Source organism: Lutimonas vermicola (genome assembly GCF_038433205.1).
GTDB classification, from domain to species: domain Bacteria; phylum Bacteroidota; class Bacteroidia; order Flavobacteriales; family Flavobacteriaceae; genus Lutimonas; species Lutimonas vermicola.
In genome coordinates, this window is the sequence record NZ_JBCDNA010000003.1 from 177,229 (window position 1) to 199,099 (window position 21,871).

General features: G+C 37.9%; 17 protein-coding genes. 12 read left to right on the forward strand and 5 right to left on the reverse strand.

The genetic code is table 11. The annotated features are described in order from the left end of the window. Positions 1 to 81 precede the first annotated feature (81 nt). The 9 genes from AABB81_RS12770 to AABB81_RS12810 all read left to right on the forward strand — a co-directional run bounded on the left by AABB81_RS12770 (position 82) and on the right by AABB81_RS12810 (position 13,685). Positions 82 to 2,229, forward strand: a complete 2,148-nt coding sequence (locus tag AABB81_RS12770; RefSeq protein ID WP_342160940.1) for a carboxy terminal-processing peptidase — start codon at positions 82 to 84, stop codon at positions 2,227 to 2,229. Positions 2,230 to 2,390: 161 nt separating this feature from the next. Next, positions 2,391 to 3,695, forward strand: a complete 1,305-nt coding sequence (gene tilS, locus AABB81_RS12775; RefSeq protein ID WP_342160941.1) for a tRNA lysidine(34) synthetase TilS — start codon at positions 2,391 to 2,393, stop codon at positions 3,693 to 3,695. Beyond that, the gene (locus AABB81_RS12780; protein WP_342160942.1) at positions 3,692 to 5,728 is read left to right on the forward strand and encodes a protein-disulfide reductase DsbD family protein; all 2,037 of its coding nucleotides are present in this window, start codon (positions 3,692 to 3,694) and stop codon (positions 5,726 to 5,728) included. The genes tilS and AABB81_RS12780 overlap by 4 nt, the downstream gene beginning before the upstream one ends. A 174-nt stretch (positions 5,729 to 5,902) precedes the next feature. Beyond that, the gene (locus AABB81_RS12785) at positions 5,903 to 6,574 is read left to right on the forward strand and encodes a DUF3108 domain-containing protein (RefSeq protein ID WP_483099686.1); all 672 of its coding nucleotides are present in this window, start codon (positions 5,903 to 5,905) and stop codon (positions 6,572 to 6,574) included. 75 nt (positions 6,575 to 6,649) lie between these two features. Then, positions 6,650 to 7,918 carry a M23 family metallopeptidase gene (locus tag AABB81_RS12790; protein WP_342160944.1) on the forward strand — a complete coding sequence of 423 codons (1,269 nt, stop codon included), beginning with the start codon at positions 6,650 to 6,652 and terminating at the stop codon, positions 7,916 to 7,918. 23 nt (positions 7,919 to 7,941) lie between these two features. Continuing rightward, entirely contained in the window at positions 7,942 to 9,510 is a 1,569-nt protein-coding gene (pgi, locus tag AABB81_RS12795; protein ID WP_342160945.1) for a glucose-6-phosphate isomerase, read from the forward strand. A 97-nt stretch (positions 9,511 to 9,607) separates the two neighbouring features. Next, a complete protein-coding gene (locus AABB81_RS12800) occupies positions 9,608 to 12,346 on the forward strand; it encodes a TonB-dependent receptor (RefSeq protein ID WP_342160946.1) in 2,739 nt (912 codons plus the stop codon). A 103-nt stretch (positions 12,347 to 12,449) separates the two neighbouring features. Continuing rightward, positions 12,450 to 12,884 (forward strand): hypothetical protein, encoded by a 435-nt coding sequence (locus AABB81_RS12805; RefSeq protein WP_342160947.1) that lies wholly within the window; start codon positions 12,450 to 12,452, stop codon positions 12,882 to 12,884. A 42-nt stretch (positions 12,885 to 12,926) separates the two neighbouring features. Then, complete coding sequence (locus AABB81_RS12810) at positions 12,927 to 13,685, forward strand: lysophospholipid acyltransferase family protein (RefSeq protein ID WP_342160948.1); 759 nt, start codon at positions 12,927 to 12,929, stop codon at positions 13,683 to 13,685. A gap of 4 nt (positions 13,686 to 13,689) precedes the next feature. Here the strand turns inward: AABB81_RS12810 and AABB81_RS12815 are convergent, their stop codons facing one another. The 5 genes from AABB81_RS12815 to AABB81_RS12835 form a co-directional block, all read right to left on the reverse strand. Beyond that, the gene (locus tag AABB81_RS12815) at positions 13,690 to 14,469 is read right to left on the reverse strand and encodes a nitrilase family protein (protein ID WP_342160949.1); all 780 of its coding nucleotides are present in this window, start codon (positions 14,467 to 14,469) and stop codon (positions 13,690 to 13,692) included. A 40-nt stretch (positions 14,470 to 14,509) separates the two neighbouring features. Continuing rightward, entirely contained in the window at positions 14,510 to 15,670 is a 1,161-nt protein-coding gene (locus tag AABB81_RS12820) for a methionine aminotransferase (protein ID WP_342160950.1), read from the reverse strand. 228 nt (positions 15,671 to 15,898) lie between these two features. Next, positions 15,899 to 16,648 (reverse strand): succinate dehydrogenase/fumarate reductase iron-sulfur subunit, encoded by a 750-nt coding sequence (locus AABB81_RS12825; RefSeq protein WP_342161578.1) that lies wholly within the window; start codon positions 16,646 to 16,648, stop codon positions 15,899 to 15,901. Then, positions 16,648 to 18,651, reverse strand: a complete 2,004-nt coding sequence (locus tag AABB81_RS12830; protein WP_342160951.1) for a fumarate reductase/succinate dehydrogenase flavoprotein subunit — start codon at positions 18,649 to 18,651, stop codon at positions 16,648 to 16,650. Before AABB81_RS12830 ends, AABB81_RS12825 begins: the two co-directional genes overlap by 1 nt. Positions 18,652 to 18,662: 11 nt before the next feature. After that, positions 18,663 to 19,322, reverse strand: coding sequence for a succinate dehydrogenase cytochrome b subunit (locus tag AABB81_RS12835; RefSeq protein ID WP_342160952.1), 660 nt, complete (start codon positions 19,320 to 19,322; stop codon positions 18,663 to 18,665). Positions 19,323 to 19,447: 125 nt separating this feature from the next. On the opposite strand from AABB81_RS12835, the gene AABB81_RS12840 reads away from it, so the two are divergent. The 3 genes from AABB81_RS12840 (at position 19,448) to cls (ending at position 21,867) form a co-directional block, all read left to right on the forward strand. Beyond that, positions 19,448 to 20,017, forward strand: coding sequence for a sigma-70 family RNA polymerase sigma factor (locus tag AABB81_RS12840; RefSeq protein ID WP_342160953.1), 570 nt, complete (start codon positions 19,448 to 19,450; stop codon positions 20,015 to 20,017). 10 nt (positions 20,018 to 20,027) lie between these two features. Continuing rightward, positions 20,028 to 20,288, forward strand: coding sequence for an anti-sigma factor family protein (locus AABB81_RS12845; protein WP_342160954.1), 261 nt, complete (start codon positions 20,028 to 20,030; stop codon positions 20,286 to 20,288). A gap of 142 nt (positions 20,289 to 20,430) precedes the next feature. After that, positions 20,431 to 21,867, forward strand: coding sequence for a cardiolipin synthase (gene cls / locus AABB81_RS12850; RefSeq protein WP_342160955.1), 1,437 nt, complete (start codon positions 20,431 to 20,433; stop codon positions 21,865 to 21,867). The last annotated feature ends 4 nt before the right edge of the window (positions 21,868 to 21,871 follow it).

Genomic DNA, 21,871 nt, shown 5'->3' on the forward strand with positions numbered 1-21,871 from the left:
GAAAAATAACGTTTTTCATTATCTTGGTCCGAATGTTGATAACTTTATGTAGCGAATAAATGAAAAAAAATTTCCCTCTGTATGAAAAAAAAGTATAAAATAATTTTTCCTTTGATCATTGTGGCCGGGATGTTATTTGGCTTTCAAATAGCAAATAATCCTGATCCGGAAAAAGATAAAATTTTAATTGGCCTTGTTAGATATGCCTTGAAACAAGGACATTATGAGCCACATGAAATTGACGATAATTTTTCTGAAAAAATATTTACTGATTTTATCGACGCATTAGATCCTTACAAGAGGTTTTTTCTAATGAGCGATATTGAAGAGTTCTCGCAATATGAGTTTCTGATAGACGACCAGATTAAAAGTGAGGACCTGACCTTCTACAATGTGGTCATGGATCGTTTCAATCAACGTGTTCTTGAATCTCAAAGCTTTTACAGGGAGATCCTTAAAAAACCTTTTGATTTCAGCACAGACGACAGTTTTAATGTTGACTATGACAAGAAAAACTTTTCTTCAAGTCAGGCAGAGTTGATCAAGAATTGGCAAATGCAATTAAAAGTTAGCACCTTGTCAAGACTTCATGAAAAAATTCAATTTCAGGAATCAATGGCAAAAAATGATAAATCAGGTGATAAGGGGCTTGATGCGTCAGATGAAAAACCAATGGTGATTAAATCGTTTGAGGAGCTGGAAAAAGAATCTCGTGAAGCTGCTGAGAAAAGTCTGGATGATTTGTACACCTTAATGTCGGAGCTTGATGAAACCGATTGGTTTGCGATATTTATCAATACGATGACCATACAATTCGATCCTCATACCAATTATTTTGCTCCAAAAGACAAAAAACGGTTTGATATCAGCATGGCTGGAAAATTGGAGGGCATTGGAGCAAGGCTTCAGAAAAGGGAAGACTATACACGCGTTGCAGAACTCATCTCAGGAGGTCCTGCCTGGCGCGGTGGGGAATTAGAAGTAGGTGACCTTATTTTAAAGGTTGGTCAGTCTGACGAAACGCCGGTTGATATTGTGGGAATGAGACTTGATGATGCGATTGAATTCATCAAAGGAAAGAAAGGTACCGAAGTAAGGCTAACTGTAAAGAAAATAGATGGTTCTATTCAGGTGATCTCTATTGTCAGAGACATTGTTGAATTGGAAGAAACCTTTGTTAAGTCAAGCGTGGTTGAAGTTGATCAGCGCAAATTTGGAGTGATAAACCTTCCAAAGTTCTACATTGACTTTAATGAGAGGAATTTTAGAAATTCGGCCACTGATATGGAGCAGGAAATCGCCAGACTGAAAGATGAAAACGTTGAAGGTTTATTGATCGACCTTAGAAATAATGGAGGAGGATCTTTAAAAACAGCTATAGAAATCGCAGGCCTTTTTATTAGTGACGGCCCGGTTGTTCAGGTTAAGTACCGTGGTGAAAAACCGAATATTAGATCCGATAAGGACAATAAAATTCAATGGAACGGTCCGTTGGTTGTCTTAGTGAATGAATTAAGTGCCTCGGCTTCTGAAATATTTGCTGCTGCCATGCAAGACTATAACAGGGCTGTTATCATTGGAAGCAAGCAGTCTTTTGGAAAAGGAACCGTACAAAATGTGCTCCCTTTGAATAATTATTTCAAATATGATAAGGATTTAGGAGCCTTAAAAATGACGATTCAGAAATTCTATCGCATCAACGGGGGGTCAACCCAATTGAAAGGGGTAGAAAGTGATATTGCCATGCCTGATAAATATACCTACTTTGAAATAGGTGAGCGTGATGAGAAAAATCCACTAAGTTGGGATAAAATCCAACCTGCTGAATATACACCTGTCGATATTTATGCAAATTTCCATACCGTTGTCAATGATAGCAAGAAAAGAATTGCGGACAATCCTCATTTTATTATTATCGATGAGAATGCCAAGTGGTTAAAACAAGGGCGTGATAACTCATTGGTGAATTTGAACTATGAGAAATACAAAAAAGAAATAGAGCAAAGAGAAAAGGAAAGTAAAGCCTTTGAAGACATTGCCCTGTATGAAAGTAATTTAACTTTTAATTCACCTTCATACGAAATACCAATGATGGAACAAGATTCAATTCTTGCCAAAAAACGCGAAATCTGGCACAAAAATTTGAAAAAAGATATTTACATGGAAGAAGCCTTAACGGTGCTCTCTGAATTAGAGGTCAATAATAAGAATCTTCTTGTAAAAAATTAAGATGTACAAACCCTAAAAAAGTCCTTAGTAAACGAAAATGGTTTAGTAAGGACTTTTTTTATCCCTTTTTGTTAAATAGCATAACTTTGCAGCAGGAAAACTTCAATAAGGCATCATTGTTCGACCGTTTCAAAATATACCTGCAGGAAAATTTCCAGGAGATGGAAAGCAAAAAATTACTCCTCGCTATTTCTGGGGGTGTTGACAGTATGGTTTTAATGGACCTGCTCTCACGGTTGGGCATGGAATTAAACCTGGCCCATTGTAATTTCGGTTTGAGAAGTGAAGATGCTGCTAAAGACGAAGCCCTTGTGAGGTCTGTGGCTGTGAACTATGGCCTGAATTTACATGTTATTCAATTTGATACCAAAGCATATGCAAAGCTTCACAGGTGCTCTGTTCAAATGGCAGCAAGAGATCTTCGATACCAATGGTTTGAGGAGTTACTAAAAGAAAACGAATACGACTATTTGCTCACGGCTCATCATGCCGATGACAATATGGAAACTTTTTTTATCAACTTATCGAGAGGAACAGGTATAGACGGCTTGTGTGGAATCCCTGAAAAAAGCAAGTATATCCTTCGACCTTTATTACCTTTCAACAAAGAAGAAATTCTTTCATATGCCACAGGTCAAAAACTTGTCTGGAGGGAAGATTTGAGTAATCAGGACTACAAATACCTCAGAAACAGAATACGTGCCGATCTGATTCCATTACTCAAGGATCTTAATCCCTCGTTTTTAGAAACATTTGAATCTACGATCTCACACCTAAAAGGAAGCAGAGATATCGTAAATGATAGAATAAAGGCCTTAAAGGACTTAATTATTGAACAAGGAAGCAATTCAGATCCTTATCTTATGCGTTTCAAAGTTGACAAACTATCTGAGGTGTCGAATAACGTTGCTTATTTGTACCAGCTTTTTCATCCCTATGGTTTTAACCAGTATAAGGATATCAGGTCATTGCTCAGCAGTCAGTCAGGAAAACAGGTATACTCAAAAAGTCATCGGCTTGTAAAAGACAGGGGGTTTTTGCTTCTCAGTAAAATTGATGAGTGTGACGATGCAGAAACTGTTGTTGAGCTGCAGGAAAATCAAAAATCTATTGCTCTTGACGGCGGTCAATTGCTCATGGAATCAATTCATTTGACAAAACGCTGGTCTCATGAGCGGATTGATACAGGTCCTGAAACAGCTTATTTTGATAAAGATCTGTTAACATATCCCTTAACTGTAAGAAAATGGGAAAAAGGCGACTATTTTTATCCTATCGGTATGGCAGGTAAAAAAAAATTGAGCAAATTTTTTAAAGACGAGAAGTACTCTCTGTTACAAAAAGAAAATATTTGGTTACTTTGTTCCGGTACTCATATCATTTGGGTCATTGGAAAAAGAAGTGATAACCGGTACATAGTTTCCGATAAAACAAAAAACATATTAAAAGCAACCTTAAACATATGAAATTTATTTCAACGTTATTTTTATTCATCTTTCTTTTTGTAACAGGATCATATGCACAGATTTATAATCCGGTTTCTTGGGAGACCTCTGTGGAAAAGATCAATGATTCTGATTTTCAACTCGTGATTTCGGCCAGTATTGAAGAAGGATGGCACCTTTATTCACAAAACGTTCCTGAAGGAGGTCCGATTCCAACAAGTATAAAAATTAATGAGGAACCCAATAGTTTTCAGCTAATTGGTGTGCCTTCAGAAGGTAAAGGTCATGAAGAATTTGACAAAGTCTTTGGAATGAATATCAAGTATTTTGATACCCGGGCTGTTTTTAAACAAAAAATACGGTTACTTTCAACGGATGAGGTCAATATAACAGGGATACTGGAATTTATGGTTTGCGATGATACAAATTGCCTGCCGCCTACCGAAGTGGATCTCAGCTTCAATCTTCAAGGAAAAGCCGGTGTGGCAACTGCAGAAATTGAAGGGGAAACCCAAAACGACTTTCTTCAAAAAGCAGAAATAGCAGACGAAGCGTCCAAAGATGTTTCAGAAACTGAACCGGAGGGCATCGTGAGTAAAACTAAAAAAGAAAAAAAGAAAAGCTTATGGACGCTTTTCATCTTGAGTTTCTTCGCGGGTTTTGCAGCACTTCTAACTCCTTGCGTTTTTCCGATGATCCCCATGACGGTTAGTTTCTTTACAAAACAAAGCAAAACAAAAGCAATAGGAATAAGAAATGCGCTTCTTTTTGGAGTTTCCATCGTTTTCCTGTATGTCTTGCTTGGAACTGTTGTGACTTCTATTTTTGGTGCAGATTCCTTAAACGCACTATCTACAAATGTATGGTTCAATCTGGTATTCTTCCTGTTACTCATCATTTTTGCTGTTTCTTTTCTAGGCGCCTTTGAAATTACGCTGCCCAGTTCCTGGGGAACCAAAGTTGATTCACAGGCAGACAGAGGAGGTCTTATTGGCATTTTCTTTATGGCTCTCGCACTTGCTATTGTTTCCTTTTCATGCACAGGTCCAATAGTAGGAACAGCTCTTGTGGCTGCGGCGGCCCAAGGCGGTACAGCTCCCGTGGTCAGTATGCTGGGATTTTCTTTGGCAATTGCCTTGCCCTTTTCATTATTTGCAGCTTTCCCGGGCTGGATGAATTCCCTGCCAAAATCAGGAGGGTGGCTCAATACAGTAAAAGTATTTTTAGGGTTTTTAGAATTGGCCCTGGCATTTAAATTTTTATCAAATGCTGATTTGGTCCTTCAGGGACATTGGCTCGAAAGAGAAGTTTTTATAGCCATCTGGATCACCATTTTTGGAGCGTTGGCACTTTACCTGTTTGGAAAGATCAAATTACCACATGATTCAGATTTGCCATATATTTCAGTGGGTAGACTAAGCCTTGGGTTGGTTGTGATGGCCTTTACCATCTATATGATCCCGGGACTTTGGGGAGCCCCCTTAAAATTGATCAGCGGCTTCCCTCCTCCTATGCATTACAGTGAATCTTCTTACGGGGTTGGATATACAAAACTCAGTGACACGGGCAGTAACTCAAGCACAAAAGTTCCTGAAGGAGCTCATCTTGGGCCTCATGATATTATTGCGTTTCTCGATTATGAGGACGGTATGGCCTATGCAAAAAAGGTGAACAAGCCGGTTATGATTGATTTCACTGGACATGCCTGTGTAAATTGCCGTAAAATGGAAGAAAGGGTTTGGTCTGATTCCAGGGTTTTACAGATACTGAAAAATGATATCATACTGATATCCTTGTATGTTGATGACAAAAGAGCACTTCCTGTTGAAGAGCAATACACCTCTTCAATCAATGGGAAAAAGGTAAGCACCATAGGGAAAAAATGGAGTGAATTTCAGATCGAGAAATATAAGGCGAACGCGCAACCTTATTATGTTTTGCTGGATCATAATGGAGATAATTTGAACGAGTATTCTGCTTATAATCCTGATATTGATGACTATTTGGCCTGGCTCAATGAAGGGATAGAGAACTTTCAAACCAAAAAAGACTAGAAAATTGGTATAAATTTTGATATCTTAGGTTTCGATGTCTATGAAAAACCCAGTATTTGTGGCTTAATATTAGAATTTGCCGATATGAACAGGTTGTTGCCTATAATCTTGCTTTTATTTTCTCTAAACACACAATCGCAAAATGAGACTTTATCATTTCAGCGCGGTGAATTCTTGAAATATAAAATACAATATGGGCTCATAAATGCCGGTATCGCAACTGTGGAGCTCAAAGAAAGCAATGAAAAAAGTGATACCCTGATGCACACAGTAGCTACAGGATGGACAACAGGAATGGTTCATTTTCTGTTTCCTGTTTTAGACATCTACGAAAGCTATTTTACAGAAACGGGGTTACAACCTAATCACTTCATCAGAAAAATTGATGAAGGCGGGTATACACAGGATAAAGAACTGTTTTTTGATTTTAATGCACATCAGGTAAAGGAGATCAATCATAAAAAAAACAAAGAGAAGTCATTTTTTATACAAAATGACGTACAAGACATGCTTTCTTCCTTCTATTATATGCGGAGAGTTGATTTTACAGGACTTAAAGAAAGTGATTCTATCTCGATAAATATGTTTTTTGACGGAAAAATGAATCCTATCAAACTCATGATTCTGAGCAGAGAAACCATTAAAACCAACTTTGGGAAAATTAAGACAATAAAGATCAGGCCCCTTGTTCAAAAAGGAAGGGTTTTTAAAGATGAAGAAAATGTGACGCTTTGGATCAGTGATGACGAGAATAAAATCCCTGTAAAAATAAAAGCTTCTTTGCTGGTAGGTGCAGCCAAAGCCGAATTAATTGAATATAATGGATTGGTTCATCCTTTTCCGTGAATTTTTAACTAATCTTAAGGTTATTTATTTATCAAATTCGATAAATTTGCAGCGTTGTTAGAAAATAATTCAAACGTGAAGATAACTATTGTATTTATTCTCGGATTAATTCTTTTGAGTTCCTGCCAAAAGGAAAATAAAGAAGTCGCCGAGACCGAAATTGTCGAAAAAGTTGAACCCATTATTATTGAAGAATTTGGATATATTTTAAACAACTATAAGGTTATCAAGGACACCATTCGAAGCGGCGAAAGTTTTGGTGAGATCCTCGACCGTCACCATATTGATTACCCAGAAATTTATAAGATCGCAACGGCAGCCAGGGATACTTTTGATATCAGAAAGTTACGGGCAGGAAAACCCTATACGATTCTCGCAAAAAATGATACAACCGAGCGCGCTCAGGTGTTTATCTATCAGCCCAACAAGGTTGAATATCTCATTGTTGACTTCACAGATTCCATACAAACCAAATTTGGTCGAAAAGAGGTCAAAATTGTTGAAAAAACCGCTACAGGTATCATTGAATCATCCTTGTCAGAAGCCATCGAAGGGCAAAACCTGAATTATATACTGGCTCATGAGATGAGTGATATCTATGCCTGGACCATTGATTTCTTTCACCTTCAAAAAGGAGACAATTTTAAACTGATCTACGAGGAAAAATATATCAATGATACTATTCCCGTGGGCATAGGAAATATCAAAGCCGCCTATTTCGTTCATAAAGACAATCCTATCTATGCCTTTAATTTTATCACTGATTCAACCAAAAACATCAATGATTATTACGATGAGAATGCCAAAACCCTGAGGAGACAATTTTTAAAGTCACCTATCAAGTTTAGCCGCATCTCTTCCAGGTATAACTTAAAACGTAGGATCAAATATTATGGCAATAAGGTAAGAGCACATAGAGGTACTGATTTTGCTGCCAATGTAGGTACTCCGATCATGACTACTGCCAATGGTACCGTAATCGAATCAAGATACAAAGGCGGCAATGGGAACTATGTAAAAGTCAAGCACAACTCAACCTATAGCACGCAATACCTGCACATGAAAAAAAGAGCTGTGAAAAAGGGAGATTATGTGAAGCAGGGAGATGTGATAGGCTATGTGGGAATGACCGGAAATACAGCCGGTCCACATGTTTGCTATCGTTTCTGGAAAAATGGTAAACAAGTGGATCCCTTTAGACAAAAACTACCTTCTGCAGCACCTATCAAGGAGCATTTAAAAGACGATTATTTTACATATATATCTCCAATAAAACAACAATTGGATGCTGTTCCAAACAGTTATTTGGAAACTGAAGTCGCAGCTAGTTTATCAGCTGAATAAAAAATACTTAAATTGAAATTATCATGTCATTAATAAATATAAATCCTACAACGACAGCTTCCTGGAAGGAACTTTCTGAACATTATAAAGACATTAAAGATATTCATATGAAATCTTTGTTCCTGGAAGATTCAGACCGAAAAAAAAATATGAGCCTGAAATTTGAAGATCTTCATCTCGATTTCTCCAAAAACAGGATTTCAGAAGAAACTTTAACCCTTTTGCTTCAATTGGCTAAGGAAAGTAAACTGGAAGATGCTATTGAAAAGTATTTCAGAGGTGACAAGATCAATGCTACTGAAAACAGAGCTGTATTGCATACTGCATTGAGAAATAACAATACTGAACCAATACTGGTGGATGGTCAGGATATCGTGCCGGAAGTACATGAAACGCTGCAAAAAATCAAGAAGTTTACCCAAGAGGTAGTCCAAGGGGAATTTAAAGGGTATTCCGGAAAGCCATTTACAGATGTGGTTAATGTTGGTATCGGAGGATCTGATCTTGGGCCGAACATGGTTGTTGAAGGGCTTCACTATTATAAAAATCACTTGAAGACCCATTTTGTATCAAATATAGATGGCGATCATGTAGCTGAGGTATTGAAAGAATTAGATCCTGAAACCACCTTATTCGTTATCGTTTCGAAAACATTTACAACGCAGGAAACCCTTACAAATGCCGAAACCATTAAAAAATGGTTCCTTCAATCTGCAACCGAAAATGATATACAGTATAATTTTGTAGCCGTTTCGACCAACCTGGAAAAAGTGAAAGGTTTTGGTATCGCCGAAGACAATATTTTCACGATGTGGAATTGGGTTGGAGGAAGGTATTCACTTTGGAGTGCTGTTGGCTTGTCTATTAGTCTTGCCATCGGATTTGATAATTTTAAAAATTTTCTGGATGGGGCCTACGCCATGGATCAGCATTTTAGAAAAACAGAATTTCGTCATAACATCCCGGTGATACTTGCAGTCATAAGTATTTGGTATAATAATTTTTTCGGATCTGAATCTGAAGTAGTTATTCCCTATACCCAATACCTGCAAAAATTAGCTCCTTTTTTACAGCAGCTTTCGATGGAAAGCAACGGAAAATCAGTTGATCGTAATGGTGAAAAAGTGACCTATCAAACGGGAAACATCATCTGGGGAAATACTGGTACCAATGTTCAGCACGCTTTTATGCAGCTTGTCCATCAAGGAACTAAATTGATACCGGTTGATTTTATAGGCTTTAAAGAATCTTTATATGGCAACGAAGATCATCATCAAAAATTGATGGCCAATTATTACGCTCAGGCAGAGGCCTTATTCGCAGGAAAATCTGCTGAGGAAGTGCACCTTGACATGAAAGTTTCAGGTGATCTACAGAAAATTAACACCCTCTTGCCCTTCAAGGTTTTCGAAGGAAACAGGCCTTCAAACGCTATTTTGATCAAAAAACTTGACCCAAGAAGCCTTGGATCGCTTATTGCCATTTATGAACATAAGACTTTTGTACAGGGAATTATTTGGAATATCTATAGTTTTGACCAGTTTGGTGTGGAATTAGGTAAAGAATTAGCAAATAAATTATTAGTTAACTAATTGTTAAATTCTGTTAAAAGAAATAGCCTTTTTTTAACATTCAATTTTATTTTTTTAAGTAGTTTTGCGGCAGTTATTAACTCAAATTAAACTACTTATGAAGACTATTCAAAAGTTTATAACTCTTGTCTTATTTTTAATGACAGCAGTTATTTATTCTCAAACAACAGTTAGTGGGACTGTTGTTGATGCTAATGGACCCGTTCCGGGGGCTAATGTTTTGGAAAAGGGGACTTCCAATGGAGCTACTACTGATTTTGACGGAAAATTTTCGATCCAGGTTCAGGAAGGAAGTGGTGTACTGGAAATCTCTTTTGTTGGAATGATTACTACAAAATTTCCTTTTACTGCTATAAGCGGTCAGAATATCGATGCTGGAACCATTTCTTTATCAAGCGATGAAAATGTACTTGATGAAGTTGTTATTACAGGTACTATTGATATAGCAAAAGACAGAAAAACTCCTGTTGCTGTATCTACTATCAGAGCGGTTGATATTCAGCGAAATTTAGGAACTCAGGGATTACCTGAAATTTTAAACCTTACTCCTTCTGTATATGCCACCAAACAAGGTGGTGGTTTTGGAGATGAAAGAATCAATATTCGTGGATTTGACCAGGCCAATACAGCGGTAATGATCAATGGTCAGCCAGTTAATGATATGGAAAACGGTTGGGTATACTGGTCAAACTGGGCAGGATTAGCTGACGTTACTACTGCAATGCAGGTTCAACGTGGTTTGGGATCTTCCAAATTAGCCATTTCATCTGTAGGTGGTACCATAAACATTGTTACTCAAACTTCTACTGCACGTAAGGGAGGAACTTTGGCTACTACTTTCGGCCATGATAATTCGTCAAAAGTTTTAGGGTCATATAACACCGGATTACTTGAAAGTGGCTTTTCTGCAAGCGTATTGATCAGTCATTCACAAGGTGATGGTTATATTGACGGTACAAAATATGTAGGAGACAATTATTTTATTGGTTTAGGCTATAAAGTAAACGAAAAGCATGATTTACAATTCATCTTTACTGGTGCGCCTCAATGGCACCACCAAAAGAGTTTTGCTCCTTCAATTGCCGATCATCAGTTATACCAAAAAAAGGGTCCAGATCCTGATGCCACAGAACCTAACAGAAAATACAACAGTGACTGGGGTTTCTTAAATGGAAAAGAATATGGTTTCAGAAGAAACTTTTACCACAAACCAGTAATGTCATTGAACTGGGAATGGGTACTTAATGAAAATATGAGGCTGTCTACAGTTGTCTATGGCTCTTGGGGTCGTGGAGGTGGAACCGGTGAGATTGGCAGAATTAACGGAAGACGCCAATACCAATTGAAAACTCGTGCAGGTTTGATCCCTGTTGATAATATCTTTGCTTGGAACAGTGGTGAATCAGTACCAAGCTTTGGTGATGACAGGACACAATTCAATGGTACATTTTCAAACACAGGAAATAATGGACATCCTGACGGAGGTGGAAGAAATGGTTCAGATAACGGTATCTCAAGAAGAGCTTCTATGAACTCTCATAACTGGTACGGAGCCATTATTAACTTTCATGACGACATCAATGAAAACTGGAGTTTTGACGTAGGAGCTGACCTTAGAACTTATAAAGGAATTCATTACAGAACTGTAAATGATGTTCTGGGTGCTGACAACTATATTGACTATGACAATAGGAACGAGCCAGCCTCTGGAAACCTAATTGAGCCTAAGGATTTTGTAGAAGCTAAGGCAAGCTGGAACCCATGGGATGATATTGACAGCCAAGAAAAAATTGATTATTACAATGATGGTCTTGTAAACTGGGTAGGTTTATTTGGACAAGTTGAATATACGAATGAGATTGTGTCTGCTTTTATTCAGGGGTCATTCTCTAACCAGGGCTTCCAAAGGGTTGAATATTTCAATGAGACTCCTGAGAACCAGAAATCTGAAAAAGAAAATATTGCAGGTGGTAACATTAAAGGTGGATTGAACTATAACATCAATGAAAACCACAATGTATTCTTTAATAGTGGGTATTATTCAAAACAACCTAAGTTCGATGCTGTTTTCATCAATTTTGGAAACAATTTGAATCCTGATCTGGTTAATGAAAAAATCATAGGGTTTGAATTAGGGTATGGTTACAGAAGTGCAAAGTTTTCAGCCAATGCGAATTTATACAGAACGTCATGGGAAGACAGGTTTGAAACCAGCTCTGTTACTATTGATGAATTCAGGGGAACAGCCAATTACAGCGGTGTAAAACAAGTGCATACGGGTCTTGAAATAGATTTCGTTTGGAAAGTTTTAGCTAATTTAAGCATCAATGGTATGACTTCAATCGGTAACTGGGAATATGAAGGAAATGCTGAAGCCGATCTTTTCGATGAAAGTCAAAACTATGTAGGTTCATCAACCTTATATCTTGACGGGGTTAAAGTAGGTGATGCAGCGCAGGTAACTGCAGCTTTAGGTGCCAATTACACTTTCTTTAAAAACTTTAGAGCCGGTCTTAACTGGAGATTAGCAAGCAGTTTATATGCCGATATAGATGTTACAGATTTTGATAGTGCAGACAATGACGGATCATTAGAATTGCCTTCATATAACCTTATGGATGCGCGTTTATCTTATAACTGGAACTTAAAGGGAAATAATTCACTTGAATTCAGTGTCAATATAAATAACCTTTTTGATGCTCTTTATATTTCCGAATCAGATACGAACATTCATGCTGAGGCCGGGGATGACACCTGGGAAGGCATTAATACAAGAAACAGAGTGTTTTTTGGTTGGGGAAGAACATGGAACTCTACAATAAGATTCAGGTTCTAAGGATTTGGTCTTTAAAAATTGAAAACCTACACTTTAAAAGATATTAAAGTGTAGGTTTTTTTTTTTGATTACTTTTGCCTACTAACTAAAACAATTTATTATCATGATCAAAATGCTACATTCAGGCTGGGCCTATATTACACTTCTTGTTCTCATCTTTGCTGTTGTAAATGTCGTCATAGGCCTTACATCCAAAAAAGAATTTAAAGACAAAGACTTAAGGATTTCTTTATTTACCTTGATCGTTGCTCATTTGCAGCTCATCATCGGGTTTATTGCGTTTTTTGTATCTGCACAGTTCGCCTATGTTTTAGATAACGGTATGGGAGCTGCCATGAAGGAGCCCGAAATCAGATTGATTGTGTTAGAGCATCCGCTGATGATGATATTGGCTATTGCAGCTATTACGGTTGGTTTTTCCAAACATAAAAGACAAACCACAGACAACGGTAAGTTTAAGACAATTGCCTTGTACTACGGTATTGCTTTAATTTTTGTTTTAAGCCGGATTCCATGGAGTCAATGGCTTTCATTTTAGTGCGGGAATTAAACCTTTTTACTTTATTTTGAATCTAAGACAATGGCACAATTCTTAAAGATTATTTCATATCCACTGTCGGTTATTCATTACCTTGTGTTTGGCTTGCTTTTATTAATTTTCCATCCTATCCAATGGCTGGCCTTTAATTTGTTTGGGAAAAAAGCACATAGGGCAACCGTTGTTGCCTTGAATATGGGATTGACCTGGAGTTTGTATTTATTGTTCTCCAGAGTTAAATTTATCAATAAACACAAAGTGCCAGAAGGGGTGCCCATTATCATTGTATCCAATCATCAAAGCACTTATGACATACCTCCAATGTATATGTTCTTTAGGAAAAACTTTCCGAACTTTGTGTCGAAAATTGAATTGGGAAAGGGAATCCCCAGTGTATCCTACAACTTAAGGCATGGGGATAATGTCTTGATTGACAGAAGGGACCGAAGACAGGCTATCAATACCTTGATGAAATTTGGTGAAAAAATTGAAAAAGAAAAACTAGTTGCTGTCATTTTCCCTGAAGGCACAAGAAGTAAAACGGCTGTACCAAAACCTTTTCGCGAAAGCGGCTTAAAAATGATGGTCAAAAAAGCGCCATCCTCTTATATCATACCACTTTCAATAAACAATTCCTGGAGGCTGGTCAGAAAAGGAGCCTTTCCTCTCGGTGTAGGGATTAAAGTAACCATGGAGGCGCATGAGCCCATTAAATCAGATTCTTTACCCTTTCCCGAATTACTGGAAAAAACCGAAAAGACAATAAATGAGGCATTATTGAAATTAAACCCTTCACACTGATCATTTATTTGATCACAAAATCATCACGGTCCTCTAAAAACCTGAATTGCCTTCTTGTTTGAATAATATGTTTAAGATCTATTGAAACTGATCTAACAGCCTCCTTTCCTGTCTCAAAGCTCAGGATAGTGCCTCCCATCGCGTCATAAACGGCAGAATGACCGGTATAGATCAGCTTATTATTGTCTTCCCCAACACGATTGACGCCAATAACATAACATAAATTTTCTATAGCCCGGGCTTTCAACAAGGTGTCCCAGGCAAGCATACGCGCATTTGGCCAGTTTGCCACAAAAATGATAAGGTCGATGTTGTCGGTATTTCTCGCCCATACCGGAAACCTCAAATCATAACAAATGAGCGGACATATCCTGAATCCTTTGTAGTCAAAAATCAAACGTTCCTTACCTGCCTTAAATACTTTGTCTTCACCGGCAAAAGAAAATAAATGGCGCTTATCATAATGCTCAAGATGGCCATCCGGGAAAGCAACGATCAGCCTGTTGAAAAATGCTCCAGACTCTCTTATCAACAAACTCCCTATCACGAGACAGTTTTTCCTTTTTGAAATCCCTTTCATCCATAGAACGCCCTTGCCATCCATTGATTCTGCCACCTTATCCGCTTCCATCGTGAATCCTGTTGAAAACAGTTCAGGAAAGATGATCATATCCGTTTGCTCTTCAATGTCATTAATTTTAGAGGAAAGACTGATTAGATTGGCTTCAATATTCTCCCAAATATTATTTGTTTGAACCAAACTTATGGTTAACGATGGCTTCATTTTGTGTATTGTTTAATGATCTGTTAAACGCTTTCAAATGTCACTTGATGCTGTTTAAAATAGCTGCTCCTTTTAACAGGGTTTCATCACTTTTTGCAAAACAGAACCGCAGTACTTTGTTATCTGTTGATTGCTTATAAAATGGCGATATGGGTATGGAAGCAAGTTTTAATTCCCGTGTCCATTTTTTGGCCAGTTCCAGATCAGGTTCCTTCGAAATCCTGCCGTAATCAAGCAATTGAAAATAAGTTCCCGATGATGGTTTAAATGAAAAGTTTGAATCTTTGATCGCATTTAGAAACAAATCTCTCTTGGCCTGAAAAAACCCGGGCAGATAAAGATAATTTTCCTTTTGCTTTAAATAATCTGTCAATGCTTTTTGAACAGGATGATTCACACTGAAAACATTAAATTGATGCACCTTTCTGAATTCCTTCATCAAAGCATGAGGCCCAGCGCAATAGCCCATTTTCCAACCCGTATTATGAAATGTTTTACCAAATGACGCTACCAAAAAACTTCGTTCGGCCAAACCCGAAAATCTAGCGATACTTTGATGCTCAAGGCCGTCATAAATAAGGTGCTCATATACTTCATCACTTAGGATCATGATCTGTGTATCTCTTACCAAATCCTGAAGTTTGAGCATATCCTCCTTTGCCATTACCGTTCCCGTAGGGTTATGCGGCGTGTTGATGATGATCATTTTAGTTCTTTCTGAAATGACATCTTTTACTTGTTGCCAGTCTATCCTGAAGTCAGGCGCTTTTAATTCTATTTCAACCGTTTTCCCTCCATTCAACCTAATTGTAGGGTCATAACAATCATATGCCGGTGCAAATATAATCACCTCATCATCCTTCTGTACGAGCGCTGTAATAATGGTAAAAATAGCCTGTGTTGCTCCTGCTGTAATTGTAATCTCTGATTCCGGATCATACTTCGCACCGTAAAGCATTTCTATTTTTTGAGAAATCACTTCTCTTAAAGGATAAATCCCAGGCATTGGCGCATACTGATTAAAGCCCCCTTTCATCGCTTTATTGACCAATTCGATCAATTCAGGGGAAGATGGGAAATCAGGATATCCCTGTGATAAATTAATGGCATGTTCTTCGTGTGCCAACTTACTCATGACCGCAAAAATACTTGTAGTGGCATCCGGTAATTTTGAGGAGACTTGTGCGTGGTAATCAGGCATGATAAAAATAGAATTAAGCTATGATCTAAAGTACTGCTTTTTCATAAAAACCCCTATACATTATTCAATAATAAGTTCCCCCGGCTTTGTATTACTGTTTAAGCCTGGACCTTTCCATAAGCCCGGCCGCGGAGACAATTAAGTCGGTCTCCTGTAAACAAAAAACCCCTCATTCCTGAAGGGTTTAGTTATTGTTGTAATGACTAAAAGCCATTTAAGAATTAACGATTAAATACTCGCCTTTAAATATTCACGGTTCATTCTGGCGATATTCTCCAAAGAAATATTTTTGGGGCATTCAACTTCACAGGCTCCTGTATTTGTACAATTTCCAAAACCTTCTTCATCCATTTGTTTTACCATATTCATCACCCGTTCCTTGGCTTCAATCCTTCCTTGCGGAAGTAAAGCAAACTGAGATACCTTGGCGCCGACAAACAACATGGCTGATGAATTTTTACATGATGCAACGCAGGCTCCACAACCAATGCAGGCTGCGGCATCCATAGAAAGGTCTGCATCGTGTTTTGGAATAAGGATTGAATTTGCATCCTGGGTATTTCCTGAAGTATTTACAGAAATATAAGCTCCTGCCTGCTGAATTCTTTCAAAGGCGGTTCTGTCAACAACAAGATCCTTGATCACCGGAAAGGCTTTGGCCCTCCATGGTTCAATATAAATGGTATCTCCATCATTGAACATCCTCATGTGCAGCTGACAAGTGGTTATCCCCCTGTCAGGACCATGAGGTTCCCCATTGATATGCAGGGAACAGGTTCCGCAAATTCCTTCTCTGCAATCATGATCAAAGGCTATTGGATCTTCGTCCTTCGCTACCAAACTTTCATTCAACACATCCATCATTTCTAAAAATGACATATGCTCAGAAATGTCGGTTACTTTATAGTCGACCATACGCCCCTTATCCTGCGGCCCACTTTGTCTCCAAATTTTTAAGGTTAAATTCATAATATCAATTATTTATAGGAACGTGTTTTCAATTCAATATCTTTAAACTCTAACTGTTCTTTATGTAAAATCGCTTCGCTTGGTTTGCCTGTATATTCCCAGGCAGCCACATAGGCATAGTTTTTGTCATCCCTTTTGGCTTCGCCATCTTCTGTAACGTGTTCTTCCCTAAAATGGCCTCCACAGGATTCTTCTCTTTCCAAAGCGTCTTTGGCGAATAATTCTCCTAATTCAAGGAAATCGGCAACTCTTCCGGCTTTCTCCAATTCGGGGTTCAACTCATTCAACTCACCGGTAACTTTAACATTCTTCCAGAAATCTTCCCTGATTTCATGAATCTCTTTAATCGCCTCTTTAAGGCCTTTTGCATTTCTGGCCATTCCGACCTTATCCCACATGATTTTTCCGAGTTTTTTATGGTAATAATCTACGGTATGTGTTCCCTTGTTATTGATGAAGAATTCCAATCTTTCTTTTACTTCTTTTTCAACTTCATCGAATTCAGGGCTATCCGTCGGGATTTTACCGGTCTGGATATCATCAGACAAATAATCCCCTATGGTATATGGCAATACAAAATATCCATCTGCTAACCCTTGCATCAAGGCAGATGCGCCAAGCCTGTTGGCTCCGTGATCCGAGAAATTCGCTTCTCCTATGCAATACAAACCGGGTACGGTGGTCATCAGGTTATAATCAACCCAAACACCTCCCATAGTATAGTGTGTAGCAGGGTAAATCATCATAGGGGTTTTATAAGGATTCTCGTCGATGATCTTTTCATACATCTGGAATAAATTACCATACTTGGCTTCTATAATAGCCGCCCCCAATTCAGTTATTTTCTCTTTCGAAGGGTTCGCAATATGCTTGATCTTGGCCTGCTCCTTTCCATACCTTTCAATGGCAGCAGCAAAATCCAAATAAACAGCTTCACCAGTTGCATTTACACCAAAACCGGCATCACACCTTTCTTTGGCAGCTCGCGACGCAACATCGCGAGGAACAAGGTTCCCGAATGCAGGATATCTCCTCTCTAAAAAGTAATCTCTATCTTCTTCGTGTATTTCTGTAGGTTTCATTTTACCTTCCTGAATTGCCTTGGCATCTTCAAGCTTAGCCGGTACCCAAATTCTTCCATCGTTCCTCAACGATTCTGACATCAGCGTTAATTTCGACTGATAATCTCCAGATCTTGGGATACAGGTCGGATGGATCTGGGTAAAACAAGGATTGGCAAAATAAGCCCCTCTCTTGTGTATTTTCCAGGCAGCTGTGGCATTCGACCCCATTGCATTGGTCGAAAGGAAATAAACATTTCCATAGCCTCCTGTTCCAATGACTACAGCATGCGCACTATGTCTTTCTATTTCACCCGTAATCAGGTTTCTAGCTATAATTCCCCTGGCTTTTCCATCGACGATCACTACGTCAAGCATCTCGTGGCGGTTAAACATTTCTATTTTCCCACGTGCAATTTGTCTGTTCATGGCCGAATAAGCACCGAGTAACAACTGCTGACCCGTTTGTCCTTTTGCATAAAATGTTCTGGACACCAGTACCCCGCCAAATGAACGGTTATCCAGTAAGCCTCCATAATCCCTTGCAAAAGGAACTCCTTGAGCAACGCATTGATCTATGATATTCCCAGAAACTTCTGCTAGCCTGTGAACATTTGCTTCACGTGAGCGGTAATCACCGCCTTTTACGGTGTCGTAAAATAATCGATAGTTCGAATCACCATCGCCCATATAATTTTTTGATGCATTTATCCCTCCCTGAGCCGCAATTGAGTGTGCCCTTCTGGGAGAATCCTGATAGGCAAAAGCCTTTACATTATAACCCAATTCTGCAAGGGTTGCAGCAGCTGAACCTCCGGCCAGACCGGTACCTACAACGATAATATCTATATTTCTTTTATTTGCAGGGTTAACCAGATCAATATTGTCCTTATATGTTGTCCATTTATCTTTTATTGGACCCTTTGGTACTTTAGAGTTTAACTTAGTCATAAATGAATAGATTAATGGTTAAAATGATGATATAAAGCAATGATGATGAAGCCTAATGGAACAACAAAAGAATAAAACTTGCCAAAAGATTTCACCGCACCGGTATACTTGTTGTTAAATCCAACCGACTGAAAGGCTGATTGAAAGCCGTGCAGCAAGTGTAAGGCCAAAAGTACAAAGGCAATCACATAGGCCCCTACCCTCAATGGATTAACAAATTTATGCTGTAATTCGCCAAAATACCGATTGGGATCTTCAGGCAGGAATTCAATATATTTATGATTCATTTCAGGAAACCAGAAGTCAACAAAGTGCAAAACAAGAAAAGCAAGAATTACCAGCCCTGAGAAGATCATGTTTCTAGACATCCAGCTTGCATTCGCACCTCCGTTATACTTTACATAGTTTATATTTCTGGCCTTTTTGTTCTTAAACTCCAAAATAAAACCCATTACAAAATGAAAAACCACACCAAAAATAAGTACCGGCTGCATGGCAAATTGTATTAGGGGATTTGTACCCATAAAATGCGATAATTCATTAAATAATTTCTCACTAAAAAGAGAAGTGATGTTGACCGATAAATGGATAATCAGGAAAATAATTAAGAAAAGTGCCGATAAGGCCATGGCAACTTTTCTTGCGATGGATGAAGATAAAAATCCGCTCATTTTGCTTGGTTTATAAAATAGAAAACAAATATACCAAATCTCATAATTCTATTATATCTAAATGCCCCGATTATTTTAATATGATTAACATTCTTATATTTATACACTCATAAAATTGAACAAAAATGTCGGATAACATGAAACACTCCTTAAATCCAAATAAATGGATAGTGTTGTATGCCGATTATTTATACAATTATGCCATTACAAGGGTAGATGATCAGGATGTGGCGAAGGACCTTGTTCAGGAAACTTTTTTTTCAGGAATTAAAGGCAAAGACAACTTTCGGGGTCAGGCCGCCGAGCGTACCTGGTTGGTTTCTATTTTAAAAAGAAAAATCATCGATCATTACAGAAAGGTCAACTCAGCTAAAGGGCAGAAAGAAGTCAGAATGAATTTCTATGAAGAAGGCAAAAAAAAAGGGAACTGGATAGAAGAGAAGGTGCCTCAGGCCTGGGGAAATGATGCTGAAAAAAAGATTGAGAATTCTGAGTTGAAAGATGCCTTGGATGCATGCATCAACAACTTGCCTGAAAAATACAGAATGGTTTTTTTACTCAAGACAGTTCAAAAATATGAAACTGAAGAAATATGTAATGAACTCGGCATAACTGCGTCAAATTTGTGGGTGATTATACACAGGGCAAGGATGCAGCTGAGGAATTGTATGGAAGAAAATTGGTTTAAACAATAAACAAGGGCGTATGAAATTTATGATAAATTGCGACGAAGCAACTGCTATCTGCGACAAAAATCAGTACGGCGAAGCATCACTCTCCGAAAAGGTCCGTTTAACTTTTCACCTGCTTGTTTGTAAATATTGCAAAAGCTATTCAAAACAAAACAATTTGATGTCGCAGATTTTTGGAAGACACCTTAGGCCTTGTGATGGTTCAGAAAAACTAAGTGTGGAAGATAAACTTGAGTTGGAAAAAAGTCTTCAGAAAGAATTGAAAAAACATTAAAAAAACAGCTCAATTATAAAAAAGGTATTGATTCGTCAATACCTTTTGTTTTATCTTTGAGAAAGATCATTATTCAAGGGTATAAAGGCAGCAATGTCATGAAAACAATTGAAGCCATGATCTGATCAAAATTTGATCTTGAATGGAATATATAGATACTATTAGGCCCTTTGCTTTAATCGCCTATTATGTTTTTATCAGCTTTATTATCATCATCATCATTCTTGATAATAAAAAGCCCGAAAAAGCTTTTGCTTTTATTTTTTTGATTCTTTTGGTTCCAATAGCCGGTGTGATCATCTACCTGCTTTTTGGGGCTCAGTACCACAAAAAGAAAATGCTGACTAAAAAACGCTATTTTGATAAAGTGTACCTGCATCAGGTCAGCGAAGCAACGAAGTTAACTCCAATAACCAACCCGGAATCTTCCTACAGTAAATTACCGACATTATTCTATACGATAGAACAGGTAAATTTTACCAACAACAACAACATTGAAGTTTTAATCAATGGAGAGGAAAAATTTCCAAGACTTTTGGAAGAGATCAATAACGCCAAAAAAAGCATACATCTTGATTATTATATTATTGAGGATGACACCATTGGAAATAAAATTTTTGACCTCCTTTGTCAAAAGGCTCAAAACGGAGTCAAAGTAAGGCTGATCTTCGATGATGTGGGCAGTTCGATTAGTAGGGACGGATTAAAAAAATTAAAATCGGCAGGTGTGGAAGCCTATGCCTATATGCCTGTTTTATTTTCAAGACTCGCTCACAAGGCCAATTATAGAAATCACCGAAAAATCGTTGTTATTGATAATGAAACAGGTTTTTTGGGGGGTATCAACATTAAAGATAAATACATCAACCCGAATGATTCAGGCTTATACTGGAGGGATACCCATATCTTGATCAAGGGCGAAGCTGTAACTGATCTGCAATACTTATTCATAAGTGACTGGTATTTTGTAAGCGGACAAAAAATTGATCTCAACGAAGTACTGTATAAAAATATACATCAAATATCCAACAAGGTCCCAACAAGTATTTTGGGAAGCGATTATGGAAAAAATAATCAAACCATTATGGAGGCTTTTTTTGGTATGATCACAAGTGCACGCGAAGAGATACTGATTACTACGCCTTATTTTATTCCGGATGAGTCTATTTTCAACGCTTTAAAAATTTCCTCTAAAAGCGGCGTAAAGATCAAGCTCATGGTTCCGGAAAAAACCGATATAAAAACAGCATTTTATGCTTCTCAGACCTATTTAAAAGAACTTCTGCTGAGCGGTGTAGAAGTCTACTTTTACACCAAAGGGATGATGCACTCAAAAACAATGATCATCGATTCTTTGATTAGTACCGTGGGAAGCACCAATATGGATCAGAGAAGTTTTAGCCTTAACGCAGAGGTCAATGCCTTTATATATGATGCAGCGATTGCCGAAAAGCTAAGGTTTCATTTTGAAGAAGATCTAAAGAATTGTTATAAATTACAACTTGAAGATCTTAGAAGAAGAGCCTGGTATGTGAAGGTCCTGTGCTCCATTGCAAGATTGATTGCTCCAATACTATAAGACT

Excerpts from the sequence above, each read along its gene's own strand:
- AABB81_RS12770 (WP_342160940.1), top strand. The coding sequence starts at position 82 with ATGAAAAAAAAGTATAAAATAATTTTTCCTTTGATCATTGTGGCCGGG.
- tilS (WP_342160941.1), top strand. The coding sequence starts at position 2,391 with ATGGAAAGCAAAAAATTACTCCTCGCTATTTCTGGGGGTGTTGACAGT.
- AABB81_RS12780 (WP_342160942.1), top strand. The coding sequence starts at position 3,692 with ATGAAATTTATTTCAACGTTATTTTTATTCATCTTTCTTTTTGTAACA.
- pgi (WP_342160945.1), top strand. The coding sequence starts at position 7,942 with ATGTCATTAATAAATATAAATCCTACAACGACAGCTTCCTGGAAGGAA.
- AABB81_RS12800 (WP_342160946.1), top strand. The coding sequence starts at position 9,608 with ATGAAGACTATTCAAAAGTTTATAACTCTTGTCTTATTTTTAATGACA.
- AABB81_RS12805 (WP_342160947.1), top strand. The coding sequence starts at position 12,450 with ATGATCAAAATGCTACATTCAGGCTGGGCCTATATTACACTTCTTGTT.
- AABB81_RS12810 (WP_342160948.1), top strand. The coding sequence starts at position 12,927 with ATGGCACAATTCTTAAAGATTATTTCATATCCACTGTCGGTTATTCAT.
- AABB81_RS12815 (WP_342160949.1), bottom strand. The coding sequence starts at position 14,469 with ATGAAGCCATCGTTAACCATAAGTTTGGTTCAAACAAATAATATTTGG.
- AABB81_RS12820 (WP_342160950.1), bottom strand. The coding sequence starts at position 15,670 with ATGCCTGATTACCACGCACAAGTCTCCTCAAAATTACCGGATGCCACT.
- AABB81_RS12830 (WP_342160951.1), bottom strand. The coding sequence starts at position 18,651 with ATGACTAAGTTAAACTCTAAAGTACCAAAGGGTCCAATAAAAGATAAA.
- AABB81_RS12835 (WP_342160952.1), bottom strand. The coding sequence starts at position 19,322 with ATGAGCGGATTTTTATCTTCATCCATCGCAAGAAAAGTTGCCATGGCC.
- AABB81_RS12840 (WP_342160953.1), top strand. The coding sequence starts at position 19,448 with ATGTCGGATAACATGAAACACTCCTTAAATCCAAATAAATGGATAGTG.
- AABB81_RS12845 (WP_342160954.1), top strand. The coding sequence starts at position 20,028 with ATGAAATTTATGATAAATTGCGACGAAGCAACTGCTATCTGCGACAAA.
- cls (WP_342160955.1), top strand. The coding sequence starts at position 20,431 with ATGGAATATATAGATACTATTAGGCCCTTTGCTTTAATCGCCTATTAT.